The 15290-nt window shown below is 53.8% G+C and carries 5 protein-coding genes; 2 read left to right on the plus strand and 3 right to left on the minus strand.

Features of this window, described 5'->3' with window-relative positions; translation table 11 throughout:
* Nucleotides 1–108: 108 nt before the first annotated feature.
* Nucleotides 109–3687: a mechanosensitive ion channel domain-containing protein gene (locus MXE41_RS04805; protein ID WP_247099552.1), complete on the minus strand. Its 3579-nt coding sequence runs from the start codon at nucleotides 3685–3687 to the stop codon at nucleotides 109–111.
* A gap of 2129 nt (nucleotides 3688–5816) precedes the next feature.
* On the opposite strand from MXE41_RS04805, the gene rho reads away from it, so the two are divergent.
* Nucleotides 5817–7076 (plus strand): transcription termination factor Rho, encoded by a 1260-nt coding sequence (gene rho / locus MXE41_RS04810; protein ID WP_246975917.1) that lies wholly within the window; start codon nucleotides 5817–5819, stop codon nucleotides 7074–7076.
* Nucleotides 7077–7259: 183 nt separating this feature from the next.
* The gene (locus MXE41_RS13065; RefSeq protein ID WP_281503543.1) at nucleotides 7260–7385 is read left to right on the plus strand and encodes a hypothetical protein; all 126 of its coding nucleotides are present in this window, start codon (nucleotides 7260–7262) and stop codon (nucleotides 7383–7385) included.
* Nucleotides 7386–7524: 139 nt separating this feature from the next.
* Here the strand turns inward: MXE41_RS13065 and MXE41_RS04815 are convergent, their stop codons facing one another.
* Nucleotides 7525–11253 (minus strand): hypothetical protein, encoded by a 3729-nt coding sequence (locus MXE41_RS04815; RefSeq protein ID WP_247099553.1) that lies wholly within the window; start codon nucleotides 11251–11253, stop codon nucleotides 7525–7527.
* Nucleotides 11254–11466: 213 nt separating this feature from the next.
* A complete protein-coding gene (polA, locus tag MXE41_RS04820) occupies nucleotides 11467–15012 on the minus strand; it encodes a DNA polymerase I (RefSeq protein WP_247099554.1) in 3546 nt (1181 codons plus the stop codon).
* Nucleotides 15013–15290: the final 278 nt, after the last annotated feature.

Raw genomic sequence — 15290 nt, forward strand, 5'->3', positions numbered from 1 at the left:
CGGCAGCCCGGCCAATTTATTCAGTACAAACAATGAAGCCACCGTAAGGTGGCTTCATTGATGTGCAGGACCTGCAGGGTTTACCTGCATCCTGGTAAGAAGTGATCGTTATTCTTCAGGAACTGGCAGGGCAGCCTTCTTTTTGGCAGCACCCATGGCAGCAGCCTTGATAAGGTCCTTCTCGGTGTAGGAAATGGTCTTGTCGTTATCTAGATTGCGGATAGTGACGTCGAGCTGATCAAATGGAATTTCGATGCCGTGATCACGGAACAGGCGCAGGGTCTCGGTACTCAGATAGTCGTACACAGGCTTGCGCTTGCCGATTTCGTTAACGAAAACCTCACACATAATGGTTACGGCACTGGCGTCCAGACTCTTGATGTAGACCAGTGGACGGCGGTCGCGGTTGAGATCGCGGCAGCGGCGGATAATGCCGCGCAGAATGTCCTTGGCCTTGTTAGGGTCGGCGCCATAGGCAATACCAATGGCAAACTCCAGCTTGGTAACAGTATTGGTAAGGGACCAGTTGGTCAGTGCAGTAGTAATAAACTGACGGTTAGGAATTACCACTTCCTTATTATCAAAGGAGATGATGGTAGTTGCACGGATACGTATCTTGTTAACCGTGCCGGACAGATTGTCGATGGTAACGATGTCACCTACACGTATCTGTCTTTCAAAGAGAATGATAAGACCGGATACGAAGTTGGCGAAGATTTCCTGCAGACCGAAACCCAGACCCACAGAAAGTGCAGCTACCAGCCACTGCAGATTATCCCAGCTGATACCAAGGGCACCGGCTGCGAATATGATTCCAAGGCCGGTAATCACATAGGATGTGATGAGCTTGATGGTATAGCTGGTACTGCGTGCACCCACACCTGAACGCAGCATGAACAGACGTTCGATGAGCATTGGCAGGTTGTGGTTGAGGATTACGGCTACGATAACAATCACAATGGCCAGCAGAATGTCGCCGATGGACAGGGAGCTGGTGATGGTGACGCCGTCTACAACCTTGACGTTCTGCCACAGGTAGATCTTGTCCAGGTAGGTAAGAACACCTGCAAGGTCACTCCACTGCTGATACATGAAGTAGATTGTGATGGTCAGCAGTATGGCATTGAACAGCTTGAAGGCGCGGTTGTTTACCAGCTCAAGGCGGAAGTTCTCAAAACGGGCACCGAAGCTGCTGGCAGCGCTGCCTGAGGCAGATGCTCCCTGGCCATTAGCTCCCTTTGCGTTGTCGGCTTTATTTTCCCGGCTGTTGAGCATGGCTGTTCTTACATTTCTCATGATCCTGATCTCAGCAACATAGAGCTCACGGCGCAGGGTGCTTGCGACAATGAGGTAGGCAAAGCCAATGTACAGGGTAATGGCCACACGGTTGAGCAGCTGAATTACAGTGTAGTAATAGCCCATGCCCAGCATGACAGCAATGGTCAGCGGGGTTGCTACGCCTGCGGCTGACAGAATCCAGAAGGTCATGGTCGGGCTGTAGTGAATGAGCATGCGCTTAATCGTGGCCATGGCAAAGAATGTCAGGTAAAGGAAGCCCAGCATCATCAGAATATAGCCGATGACGTCACCTGAAATCTTGGTTGGCTCAGCCTCTCTCATGTTGGCAATAATCAGCATTGGAATGCTGAAATACCAGATCTGATCGATAAGGATACGGTTCTGAGTAATGATGGCTGGATTGATGGAGAAGTGGCGCTGTACCAGGGAGTTTGGCTCCATGATCTGCCTCATGTACAGGAAGCACATCAGGTGCAGGGCCAGCATCAGGGTTACGTGCAGCTGACTTTCGAAACTGTCCAGGGCGGTAAAAATGACCGTGGCACCAATACTGGTAATTATTACTGTTTTAGGAAGAATCAGAAAGCAGTGACAGAAAAGGGCTTTAGGTGTAACCCAGTAGTTATCGGTAACCTTATCAAGACGCATGGCCAGCTCGTTGGTCTTACGGCGCAGATAAGGCTTGGCACGCTGGAAGATAAAGCCCAGCAGCATGATAGGGATCAGCACCTTGAGGTAGTTGACCACAGTGTCATGGATAACCTGATCAGTGTTGAGATAGCGATGGAAATCGCGCAGCTGCAGCATCAGGGTTGGATAGAGATTGACAAAGAAATCAAGACTCATGCCCTGGTTGGAGGTCAGCCAGAACAGGTGATCGTTAATAACTGTCTTGAGATTGTCTGTGGTGGTGTTGAACTTGTTGTACTTGGCGCGCAGCTCAATGGCCAGGGTCACACCGTCAGACATGGCGTTGTAGAGCTCGTCAAAAAGAGCACGACGGTGTCTGACCAGCTGTACCAGCTGCTCACGGTACGGGGCATAGCCGTGATCCTTGCGGATCATTTCATTTACGTAGGTTTGAACATCGAAGATCTGCTCACGGGAGCTGCGCAGCTCATACATCCACAGGTTGAGATTAGGTATGTGCTCATCGAGCTTGAATGAGATGGAAATCTTTGGCAGTTCGCTCTGCTGACGGTTGAGCAGACGGGATAGAATCACGCTGCCGGTGAGGTCAGAGAGCTGCTCCTGGATGTTCTTTTCAATCTGATGGGCGCTGTTAAGAGCATTGTTGACCTCCTGGAGGTCCTTTTTAAGGCGGGCGTTGTCAGAAAGAATTTTGTCGATATTGGCAGCCAGCTCATTGTTGTATTTGAGCTCATTTGCCAGCTTGGCAGGCAGCTGCTCGGTATTGCCAGTGCTCTCATCGGTGACGATCTGGGCACTCATCAGGGTGTTCTGACGGATTCTGGCCTTGGCCAGATATTTGTTCAGATAGTCACGGTGCAGGCTGTTAATACGGATTTTGTAGTTGGCAATATCCTGGAAAGTGGTCAGGTACTTGAGCTCACTTTGCAGCAGGTTGTTCTGCTTTTCCAGCACATAGCTTTCAAAAGGAAGCAGCTTGAGTTCATCAGGCAGCAGACGAATTGTAGGGTCGTTAATGCGCTTGGTAATCTCAAAGAGCTGCTGGTTGTTCTGGGTAATCTGATTTTGCGCACGTGACGGCAGGGTCTGCAGGGAATTGTATGCAGAGGTAGCGTCATTGAGCTGTGACTGGACACGATTGAGCTGCAGGGTCAGATGATTGATCAGGGTATTGACATCCTCAAGATCGTTGACCACTACCTCAGGAGGTTCATCGCTGTATACGGAATTGGCCTCACTCAGAGCCTTCTCAAGGGAGCCAATCATGGCATTACCCTGAGTAAGCTCATTATTAATCATGTGCTCTTCCTTGATGATGGAATCATAAAGGGTGAGCAGGTTCATGGTACGGGTGATGAGCTCTCTGGTGTGCTCTTTTTCAGCGTCATTGAGTGCAGCATCACTGTCTATCTCTCCAAGACGCTCCCTGAGCTCTTCCCTTGATGGGAGATAAGGCTCATGAGGCTGTTCAAGATGTTCGTACTTCTTCTTGTTCTTCTTGTCGATATTGCCAAGAGGATCGGCTGTGATGTCACTTGCATCAATATCCGGCTTAAGCAGCAGGTCAAACTCGTTATACAGTGAAACATCAGCGCTGTCAGAGGAGGCATTTTTGGCAGGAGCCGCATAGGCAGCTGCCTTGGCAGTCGGCTCAGCCGTGGCGGTTTTCTCTTCACCGGCAGCTGCGGCAGAGCCTGAGAAAATCAGGCCTGAGAGCGTTGCCAGAAAAAAGATCATCTTTATTAGCATGCCTGGGGTCATGACAGGTTGTGAGCGCATAATAAAGTCCTTGTATGGTGAGAAATACGGCAGTGGTCAAATGTAGAAAGGCAGGCGCGTACTGATAAGGTGCGCTGCCGGCGCTGCACTGCGTGCCATGACGCAGCGCAGCCCTGCTGCTGACAGGGAGCAGTGCTCAATAGTAGAGAGCTGTAGCCTGTAATCTGAAAACAGGGACAATGATCGGGAAAAGTTCACAGTCATGGCGTCAGACGCCGGCCTGTTATCCAGAGAAAAAAGCACAGGGCAGCCGGAGCTTTGCTCCGCAGGCTGCGGGCATATTGTGGGTATGCTACAGCTATTCACAGGCATGCGCAATAAGACGCCGGACCCATATTTAACGGACAGAGCGTATGTTTGGCTCCGTGCTGTCCCGCCCTGTTTATCTATTGTCAGGGCCCGCTGCGCACAGTTTGGCCGCTGGTACCGGTCAATATTCATATCGACAGGCGAAAAACAGGAAAATTTTCCTGCCCCTATCCGCTGCGCTGAGGCTCTAACACAGATCACTGCCAGCCCCTGTCCAGTCCGTAACGGTGTGCAAGGGACATGGCGGCTTCCTTACCAGGTGCTGCAGTAAAAGCTCAATCATGGCCTTGAGAGCGTCATGATGTTAAGGAGTGGTTCGGAATAAATAAGTCGGGAGACGGTGTGGGAGGCAGGTCTGAGATGATGAGCCGGCTTGACGGGACTGGACGGGGCTGGGCTGGTCTGGTCGGGGCTGGGCTGGTCTGGTCGGGTAAGGGCTGGGCGTGTCTTGTTGACTGGTATTGTGTCTGTAAATAGGAGCAGGTCCTTAAGGGTGGGGTCTGGATTTCCCTGCAGGGCTGCTCCGTTAAAGTACAAGGTCAGGCCTGAGACTGTGTCTGCTGTTAATTGCTACTGCAGGGCCGAGTCAGGCTGTGGCCTGTAAAATATATTAGACCTTTAAGGCTGTTGCTGCACCCTGTTTTTTGACTCTCAGAGCTTTAATATGGCGTAAAAACGGCTGATTTGTGAGCGTTTAAGGCGATTTTGACAACTTTTGTTCAGCCTGAGCCTATTTTCGGTCAATTCATAAAAAATATGATATTATGTGCCCAGCGCAATAATCTACCTTGTTATTGCCACCCCCTGAAAAGCATCTTTCCTGATGTTTCTCCTCAGGCTGGCCGTCTGCCCGCCCTCCGGAAGTAAACTCTTTTCTGCAGGCATCTCCCTCCTTAATTTTTCCAGGATTCTGATTTTCTTAAAATCCCGTGTAGGTGCTGTGCTTTTTGTGGGTCTTCAGGCCTGATGTCAGGTCTTTTGTTTCAGCTGCTGCTGTACCACAGTAAGGTCATTATGCAGACAAAAACTGCAGCGACCTCTGCCCGCAGACAGACCCGCCCGGGTCTTGGGTACCGCTGCCGCCTTCACTTTAGCTCATCTCACCAAGTAACCGCCTTAGTAAACCTCCCCTGAATTCCATTAATCTGTCATCAGTTCTGTCTGCCTGTTGTCATTTAACCGGGACTGCAACGTTCTTTGTGATTAAGGAATGTCAGGACACTGTGGTTTTCATATCTGATTTGCTGTTTTAGAGCCTTTGTGGCGTCTTACGGGTGCTTTGCATGGCCTTGCCATGGCGCACTCATGCCTTTGCCATGGCCGTTCGGCCGCAGCATGGCGCCTGAGCCGGCACTGCCGGCGCATGCCGCCTGGCATGCCCACAGGCAGGATGCATGGCATGCCGGCCGTAAGGACGGCCTGACAGCCCGGGGCTGCTGTGTATATCACTGTTGTCAGCGGTTGCGTATATCAGCAATGAGCAAGGTTTCAGGCCTTATGGCCAGGGTTTTAATGTCCTCAGTTCTGACAGAGCAGGCTGGGGCATGACATGCAGGATAAAAGCTCTGAGCATCTTAAGATGTGTGATGCACGGGCTGCATTGTTCTGCAAGATTGTCAGATGTCCATCTGCCTTGGCTTCTTTAAGAGCCTCACCTGGCAGTCAGGGACAGAAATTATATTTTTTGGGATGTTCCCGCACAGCGATCAGTGCACCGGCAGACAGGTGTTCTGCAATGCAATGGTGGCTGATCGTAACCCGCCGTACGTGAATTATTTATGAACCTTAATGAATTAAAAAATACCCCGGTAGCACAGCTGGTCGACATGTGCGAGCAGGCCGGTATTGAAAATACCGCCCGTCTTGGGAAAAAGGAAATTATCTTCAACCTGCTCAAGCTCTGTGCCCGTACCGGTGAGGATATTTTCGGCGAAGGCGTCATCGAAATTCTTCCTGACGGCTTTGGCTTCCTGCGTAGTGCAGACAGCTCCTATCTGGCCGGTCCTGACGACATTTATGTTTCTCCATCCCAGGTGCGCCGCTTCAATCTGCGTACCGGCGACTCCATTTCAGGCAAGATTCGCCCTCCAAAGGAAGGGGAGCGTTACTTTGCTCTGTTAAAGGTTGATGCTGTCAACTTCGAGCAGCCTGAAAAGGCCCGTAACAAGATTCTCTTTGAGAACCTGACCCCGATCTTTGCCGAAGAGCGCATGCGTCTTGAGCTGGGCAACGGCTCCAAGGAGGACATTACCGCCCGTGTTATCGACCTGACTGCCCCTATAGGCAAAGGCCAGCGTGCTCTGATTGTGGCCCCTCCAAAGGCAGGTAAGACCGTCCTGTTACAGAATGTTGCTCACTCCATCAGCGTAAACAACCCTGAGTGCGTGCTCATAGTGCTGCTTATCGACGAGCGTCCTGAGGAAGTTACCGAGATGCGCCGCATGGTAAACGGTGAGGTGGTTGCCTCAACCTTCGACGAGCCTGCCGCCCGTCACGTTCAGGTTGCAGAAATGGTAATTGAAAAGGCCAAGCGTCTTGTTGAGCACAAGCGTGATGTGGTTATTTTCATGGACTCCATTACCCGTCTGGCCCGCGCCTACAACACCGTTGTTCCAGCCTCTGGCAAGGTTCTGACCGGTGGTGTTGACGCCAATGCCCTGCAGCGTCCAAAGCGTCTGTTCGGTGCTGCCCGTAATGTTGAGGAAGGCGGTTCCCTGACCATTATCGGTACCGCTCTTATCGATACCGGCTCCAAGATGGACGAAGTTATTTACGAAGAGTTCAAGGGCACAGGTAATATGGAATTACACCTGTCACGCAAGATTGCTGACAAGCGTGTCTACCCTGCCATTGACGTTACCCGATCCGGTACCCGTCGTGAAGAGCTGCTTACCTCAGCTGACGAGCTGCAGAAGATGTGGATACTGCGTAAGTTCCTGCATCCAATGGGTGAAATCGAGGCTATGGAGTTCCTGCTCGACAAGCTTTCCATGACCAAGACCAACGAAGAGTTCTTCAGCGCCATGAAGCGCCAGTAAGCCAGGGCAAAACGGCAGGGGCAGCCCGCCCTCCTGATGGCGCTGCAGCGCCATCAGTGGCGGTGCTGCCTGCCTGCCATTGCATCACTCTGAGCTGACTGAAGTACAGTGAAGTCTGTCCAGACATCTTTACTGTCTTATAACGCCTCAGGCCATAAAAAAAGGCCATAGACTGACAAGTCTATGGCCTTTTTTAACGCCAGTACGCCGTTCAAGAGCACCGGCGGCGACTTTGACCGGCCTGCGGTCGGCGACCTGCGTCGCCTTGATCAGGTCGCCGCTGCATTGAGCAGGCCGTCGTCGCATTAAGCTTGCCGCTGCTGCATTGAGCAGGGCGCCGTCAGTTGCCCCGGCTGTACGGTGGCTGTGATGCAGATACGCTCTGCATATGGTTTTAGAATGTGTATTCTGAGGTGGCTGTGCGTGCCGCTGCCTTTGGTAGCAGGTCTTACTGGTTGCGGGGGCGGCGCAGCACTATATTTTTGTCATTGCTTACCTCACTGAAGCTTTCGCGTGATGGCACAGGTACCCCCAGGTACTCCAGTATGGAGGACTGCAGGGGAGTAAGAGACTGCCAGGTAAGTCCGTCGCCACGACGGGAGGCCCTGATGGCGTGCAGCTGCTGCAGGCAGTGGTCGACATCAGCAATATTAAGCGTTTCTCTCAGGCCGGTCTTGCCATACTGGCGGTCACACTCATACATACGGCATTCAACCATATGATGAAGCGAGGCGGCCAGCTCAGCTATGAAGCGGCGACCGCGCAGCATCTGGGCAAGCTCAGGTCTCATGCGGTAGCTCATGGCACTGATGCCCGAGCGCTCGAGCCTGAACATATCAAGGCTCATGAGATCGTAAAAGCCCTCATGCCTGAGCAGCATGCCCGAGGCCAGCCGGGCTTCAGATATATCAGTGATGGTATCGCTGATCATGACACGCAGCAGTCCATGCCCGCTGAAGCGTTCAAGCTGTACCAGATCAGCAAGGTCACGCTGCAGGCGGCGACGTGCATGCTCGCCAGGAGGATTGCTGCCGTTTTCTGCCTTACCTGTGAACTGATCAAGGGTATCTGCAATATCAATGACCAGCTCATAGCTGTCCTGATCGAGCCTGATGTTCTGAGGGTCCGGATTTTCCCTGCTGGAGGTGCAGCGCAATGCTTTGATAATGCCATCAGGATGGGCGTGGGCACGACGCAGCTGGCGGCGCAGCGGTTCATGATCAAGGGCTGTACCCTCAGGACCAGAAAAGATATCCCATGGATCCTGCTCATCATCAAGCAGCTCGGTATATGGAGGATTGTCAGGGTCTTCCTGCTCATACTCCATGATACGGGCCGCTGTGATCAGCGACTGCAGATCAAGAGTCATGTGAATGTGCAGACCGCAGCTGATGCGCTGTGGCAGAGTGCGATGCTCATAACGGCCGTTATTGAGCATGTCACTGACGCGGCTTACGCGGTAACAGAAAGGAACTACAATGCTGGCAGAAAAGCTCTGGCTGTGCACATCATAGTTTTCAAGTCTTACCAGCTGCTCAATAAGGCTGTCAAAGCCGTGATTAAAAGCCGGCAGCGCAGGATCAGCAATCAGCATGAAAGCCTGGTTCAGACGGCACAGATCGCCAAGCTGCTCTATCAGCCCCTTGCGGGCACGACGTATCAGCACCGCACGGGCACCATGACGCGAAGTTCCCTCATCCCCGCCTTTTACACCCTCAAAAGCACGGGCACGGCCCACACCGCCCCTGTCTTTGCCACTGTCAGCTCCAGCAGCAGAGCGGCCAGTGCCACCGTTGCCAGCAGCAGAGCTGCCAGCGGCATGGCTGCCGTCATCACCGGCTGCAGATGAGGCCTGCCTGCTTTGCTCCATGCTCTTTGGGCGCAGATAAGACGGGCCGGAAAAATATCCAAGACAGTTTTCACGACCTGAACCTGCAGGTGCCGGCTTGCCTTTAAGATTGCTTTTCATAACGGAATATAGAGCGTCACCGCCAGCACTGTCCGTCAGCTCTGACACATCATCATGGAGCATCAGCCCATCATCGCTGTCGAGCGACTCCAGCGGTGCATCACCGTCATGCAGCTGTAATGGCGCATCATCGTCAGGCAGCTCCAGCTGCGCGTCACCACCGTCATGCAGCCCCAGCTGTGCGTCACCATCGTCATGCAGCTGCAATGGCGCATGACCATCATGCAGCCCCAGTGGCGTATGGGCATTATCCTGCATCTCCAGTGGGGAGGCTGGGTCGTCGAACAGCTCAAGCGGGTCTGAGCCACCATCAGCCGGACTGTGGGCATCTGCTGTGCCCTCTGTCAGAACAGGTGAACGGCCGGAAGTGAGAAAGTCGAAGTTATCGCCATAGTCAGGGCTGTCAGGGCGGGGTGCAAACAGCGGACTGTCAGCAGGTGGCGCCAGATCAGCATCATCTTCAGAGAACAGGTCACTGGCAGGGACATGGTCAATGTGACCGCTGAGCGCAGTAGAAAAAGATGTTGAGAGCAGATCCCATTCGTCCCCGGCACCAGATGAGAGCCTGATATGCCCTGATGCTGTTACCAGTGCAGGGCTGGCTGTTTTTACTTTGCCCGGGCCGTCCTGAGCTAACAGTTTGTCAGGATGGGGCTTGTCCGGTGAAATGTTGCGATAGGCGCTGCTAAGACGGGTAAGGTGGTAGCGCTGGAAGTTGTCTTCAAATTCGCCCAGCACCAGCTCTTTGTCAGAGGCCTGTCCTGCACGCAGGAGATTGTAGCTTTCTGTGTCCTCATCAGGGACGGCTGAGGCAGCAGCAACGCTACCTGGCTCGGAATCAGCACTGTCTGAGCACAGGTCGTCATAGGCATGGGCATCATGCTGATAATCGTAATGAGCTGCGCTGCCGTGGGTGGCGGCACGGGCAGCGCTGGCAGTACTGGCTGAACTGGTGGCGCTGGCGCTGGCGCTGCTGCTGGTCAGGGGATGGCTGAGGTCAGGAGCGGGCAGGCGCAGGCCGTCAGGGCTGAGCCAGTCTGGCTGGGCGCTCAGATCAAAAAGCTGGCCTGACGGGGTGGCAGCTGCCATGTAATTGAGGATTTCGCCATTGGCAAGGGAGCTCAGATCGATATCAGGAGCACGGCCGTTATTGCTGGTCACTCTTACGTAGCTGTTGCCCGGGCTGCGGCCCAGACGTGAGGTCAGCTCGGCTCTTATCAGGCTGTCAGCCCCAAGGTCATTGAGCAGGCCCTTAAAGCCATGGCTGCGCACAAATTCCACAAAGTCGCACAGGGAAAACTCACGGCTGCTCCAGGTTGAGTGCAGGCATGGAACGCCTGAGCGTGCGCTAATGACAGTAAAGGCGCGATCATCAAGGCTGGCAGCAAAGTCACTTACCTGTTTGCGGTATCTGAGGCTCATAAAGCGCTCTGAGCGCAGCTCACGTCCAATGTTCAGGGCAAGGGCTTCGTTGTTGCAGTTAAACGAAGAGCGCTCATTTAGCAGCCTGCCGGTGACATTGTTAGGCAGCTCAACATCAAGTATGTAGAAACTGTTGCGGGTAGAGCGGTCCCTGAGGACGAGCTTTTGCAGCTCGGAGTAAAAGCCGGTCAGCTCGGTATCAGAAATATTAATGAGCTCTTCATTAATCGCCCTTTCGGTAAGGGCCTCATTAAGAGGCAGACGGGCCGATCCTGAAAAGGTCAGATACTGGCTGAAATCAAGGGAATTGCTCAGCAGACAGAAGTAGGCAAGGGAAAGCAGACGGCTTTCTCTGAATCCTGAGCTGAAGGTGTGATTGAGGGCTGCAGGCAGGGCAGTGGCATTTACAATCTGATCAAGAGCCCAGGTGGCACCGCCATGGCAGGGCTGATCATCAGTCACTGTATTAGAGGAGCCGGCCTTGCTGGTAAAGATCAGGCGGCAGTCAAGAGAGGTGGCGTGAGTTCCGGTAACGGTCTCACGACGGTACACATCCCAGGCACGCAGCTCAGGATGCTCATTGAGAAACTCCTCTTTCCATATGACCAGACCCTCGCCGTCATAGCCGCTGATACGGCCGGCTGAGCGCGGAGCTTTGACCTTTACCTGGCGGCCATTTTCCATCCTGATTTCATAGGGCCACAGATAATAGTACTTTCCTGCAACCACTACAGTCATCAGAGGCGGTAACAGAACCGGCTGGCCGTAGTCAGGATACATGCTCATATCACAGCTCCCAGTATGTGTGACTCATGGAAGAGAAATTCAGAACAGCAAAACACCAGAGATCTGCAGATCTCCCAGACCGGCCATGATGGCGGCCACGGCCCGGCACGGCGCAGCCCTGGCCGGGCCGGGCTATGCCGTGCACTGCCGGGCCATGCTGAGGCCGTGCCCTGAATCAGTGGGCCTCGGTCAGTGCTGAGGCCGTGCCCTGCATCAGTGGGCCTCGTCCCATGAAGGGCCGGTGCCGATGCCGACCTCAAGAGGCACCATCAGCTTGACCACATTTTCCATAATCTGTCTGATGCGGGTGGTGAACTGGGTCACCATGTCATCGCGTACTTCAAAAATCAGCTCATCATGAACCTGCATGGTCAGATAGACTGAGTTGAGCGGCAGGGTCTGGATATAGCGGTTAACCTCAACCATGGCCATCTTGATGATGTCGGCAGCACTGCCCTGCATAGGGGCGTTAATGGCGGCACGCTCGGCGGCGCGGGCGGCTGCACCTGTGGAATTGATGCCGTTGATCACCACATGGAAGCCCTTTAAGGTAGGGGTGTAGCCCTTTTCTCGGGCCTCTTCCTTGATGCGCTCCATGAGATCCTTGATGGTTGGATACTTCTTGAAGTACATGTTGATATAGGCCTTGGCCTGAGCACTGGTCATGCCGGTCTGACGGGCCAGACCATGAGCCTGCATGCCGTACATGAGGCCGAAGTTGGTGGCCTTGGCATGGCTGCGCTCCTCATCGGTAACGTCCTCGATTTTCTTGCCCAGCACTTCAGCGGCAGTAGCACGGTGAATGTCCTTACCGTTCTTGAATGCGGCAATCAGGCTTGGATCACGGGCAAAGTGAGCAATCAGACGCAGCTCAATCTGTGAGTAGTCAGCTGAAACAATCTGATAGCCCTCAGGGGCAGCAAAAGCACGGCGAATCTGACGGCCCTCCGGGGTACGGATAGGGATGTTCTGCAGATTAGGATCGGTGCTGGAAAGGCGTCCTGTTACTGTGCCTGCAAGGTTAAAGCAGGTGTGAATACGGCCGGTACGGCTGCTTATCAGCTGTGGCAGCTTGTCAGCGTAGGTCGAAAGCAGCTTGGAGAGCATGCGGTAGCGCTGAACCTTGCGCACAATATCAAACTCGTCACTGATATCAGAAAGAATGTCATCAGCTGTGGAGTAGGACTTGTTGCCCTCACTGTCAGCCTTAACTGTGGTACGCGGATAAGGAATATTGAGATCCTCAAAGAGAATGCGGCCCAGCTGACGAGGTGAATTGATGTTGAAAGTGGTGTTGGCCAGATCGTAGATATCCTGCTCAACCATGTGCAGATCTTCGCGCAGGCGGGCAGCCTGACGGCCAAGCTCCTCACCGTTAAGATAAGTGCCCCTGACCTCCATGTTGTAAAGCACATCAAGCACATCCATGTCGAAGTTGACCAGCTCCTGGCCATTTTCAAAGGTGCGCAGCTCATCCATGCAGGCCCTGTGCAGACGCAGGAAGATCATGGCGCGCTCACAGGCGTAGTCCTTCCAGGTGTCGATTTCGATCTTGTCGAAGGTCTCCTTGCTGTTGCGTCTGACTGCTGTGAGATCCATAGGGCTGTACTTGATATAGCCCTCAGACATCATGTTCAGGTCCACCTTGCGTGAGGAGTCCAGAATATGGGTAATGACCATTGGATCAGGGGCAAAGCCTGAAACAGGGATGCCGGCAAAGTGCAGGTACAGACGCATCTGCTTGAGGTCAAAGGCGGTCTTTTTAACTGCAGAGTCGCAAAATACCGGACCAAGGGTCTTCCTGATGTCATCAAGAGTCAGCTGCTCTGGAGCCTCAAGATAGCTGTGAGCCAGAGGGATGTAATAGCAGGCCTGCTCAGAGGTTGCTATGGCAAGGCCAATGATGGTTGAATCGCATGGGCGCTCTGATGAGGCGGTAACATGGAAGCTGAACAGTCCGGCCTTTCTCATGTCACGCTCAACAGCTTCAAGGTCATCACGGGTCAGGATGACACGGAAGAACTGACGGCAGTCATCAACCTGGCCATGATTGCGGTGGTTCTCAATATCGAGCACACCCTTGCCTGCAGGAACAGCACCCTCGGCAGCAGCGGTACCCACACCGGTAATCTCACCGGCTGCTTCTGCTGCAGCTGCTGCACCTGAGGCAGGTGCAGTACCAGAGCCCTCAGCTGCAGCAGCTGTGGCAGGCTGAGTGCCTACAGCGCTGCCTGAGTCAGCGGCACCTTCAACTGCAGCTGCAGAGACTGCTTCCTGCTGAGCCTCAGCATCTTTAGCCCTGGAGCTCTTGCGGGTCTTGCGGGCAGCGCCACTTTGTCTGACAGCATCACTGGCATCAGCTACAGCCTGAGCGGCTATGGACTGCAGAATATCAGCGCTGACAGAGCGGTTTTCAGCAGCCTTGACGGCCTCTTTGGCAGCTTCAGCTGCAATGGCGGCATTCTTGGCAACAGCGGCAGCGCGTAAGGCGGCCTCAGCAAGAGCGCTGGCCTGAATGGCATATTCAGCGGCCGAGGTAGCTCCTTTCTTGCGGCCGGAAGTAGCCGTGCTGCCCTCACCGTCTGCACCCTCACTTGCTGTGCTGTTCTTGCGTGGGCGGCCACGCTTTGGTCTGGCCGGAGCGCCTGGTGTGAGAATGGCGGCATCATCCCCGGATAAGTCAGCGCCAGCTGTCTCTCCGGATGAGCCAGCGCCAGAGGCCTCCCCTGCAGGGCCGACATCGGCAGCAGGGGCTGCAGCGGCACCGGCGGTGCCAGCGTCATCTGCACCTGCAGTTGACGAAGTGCCGGCAAGCAGTGGAGCTGCTGAGCTGTCGCTGTCTGACTGGCCCTGCATCCTGTTCATGCCGTCGGCGGTGCGCTTTTCACGCTGATCTCTTGCCAGAGTGGTGAACTCCAGACGCTCGAAAATGGCAATCAGAGTGTCATTGTCCTCAACTGGAGGAGCAAGGTCTTCGATGGCAACAGGCAGTTCAACATCGCACTTGATGGTGGCCAGGTGGTAGCTCAGCTCAATGGCAGGCCACTGCTCCAGGAACTTGTCCTTGAACTTGGCAGCGCCACGGAAATTGAGGTTTTTGATTTCATCGGCATTTTCTTTGATGTCAAAGATGCTGCCCAGACCGTTTAACAGGGCTGCAGCGGTAACATCGCCTACGCCTTTCATGCCCGGAATGTTGTCTGAGGTGTCTCCTTTGAGTGCCAGGAAATCGATAATCAGACGTGGAGGCACACCAAACTTCTCCTTGACCTTCTCTTCGTCATAGGTGATGTGCTTCATGGTGTCACGCAGCTTGATATTGTCATTGACCAGCTGGGCAAGGTCCTTGTCGCAGGTGCAGATAATGACATCCATGCCCTGCTTTTCAGCTGCACGGGCGTAGGAGCCCAGCACATCGTCAGCCTCTACTCCCGGGATGGAGATAAGAGGAATACCCATGGCCTCAACAATGGAGTGGGCAAATTCAATCTGCTGACGGAGGTCATCTGGCATAGGAGGGCGGGTAGCCTTGTACTCAGGGTACATTTCGCTGCGGAAGCTCTTGCCCTTGGCATCGAATACGGCAATGAACTTGCTGTCGGCAAAGTCTTTGACCAGGTTTTTGAACATGCGGGTCAGAATTAAAGTTGCACCTGTTGGCAGTCCATCACGTGTGGACATGTTGGTTTTGCCGGCAAAGTAGGCGCGATACAGAAATGAAGATCCGTCAATTAAAATAAGCTGTTCTGATTGGGCCATGGTCAAGGTCTCTTAATAAACTGTCGCCAGGGGAAAACAGGAACTGAGCTGTCAGGCGTTGCATGCAGCATTTAACCCCGTGTACGGCACGCTGTGCCTGATACGGACACAAGTGATCCTCAGGTGGGATACAGCTTATCCTCATGCGGGGCACAAGTGATCCTCAGGTGGGATACAGCTTATCCTCATGCGGGGCACAAGTGATCCTCAGGTGGGATACAGCTTATCCTCATGCGGGGCACAAGTGATCCTCAGGTGGGATACAGCTTATCCTCATG

The organism is Anaerobiospirillum sp. NML120449 (assembly GCF_023051105.1).
GTDB lineage: Bacteria > Pseudomonadota > Gammaproteobacteria > Enterobacterales > Succinivibrionaceae > Anaerobiospirillum.

Coding starts and splice junctions, on each gene's coding strand:
- MXE41_RS04805 (WP_247099552.1), bottom strand. CDS start 3,687: ATGATCTTTTTTCTGGCAACGCTCTCAGGCCTGATTTTCTCAGGCTCT.
- rho (WP_246975917.1), top strand. CDS start 5,817: ATGAACCTTAATGAATTAAAAAATACCCCGGTAGCACAGCTGGTCGAC.
- MXE41_RS13065 (WP_281503543.1), top strand. CDS start 7,260: ATGGCCTTTTTTAACGCCAGTACGCCGTTCAAGAGCACCGGCGGCGAC.
- MXE41_RS04815 (WP_247099553.1), bottom strand. CDS start 11,253: ATGAGCATGTATCCTGACTACGGCCAGCCGGTTCTGTTACCGCCTCTG.
- polA (WP_247099554.1), bottom strand. CDS start 15,012: ATGGCCCAATCAGAACAGCTTATTTTAATTGACGGATCTTCATTTCTG.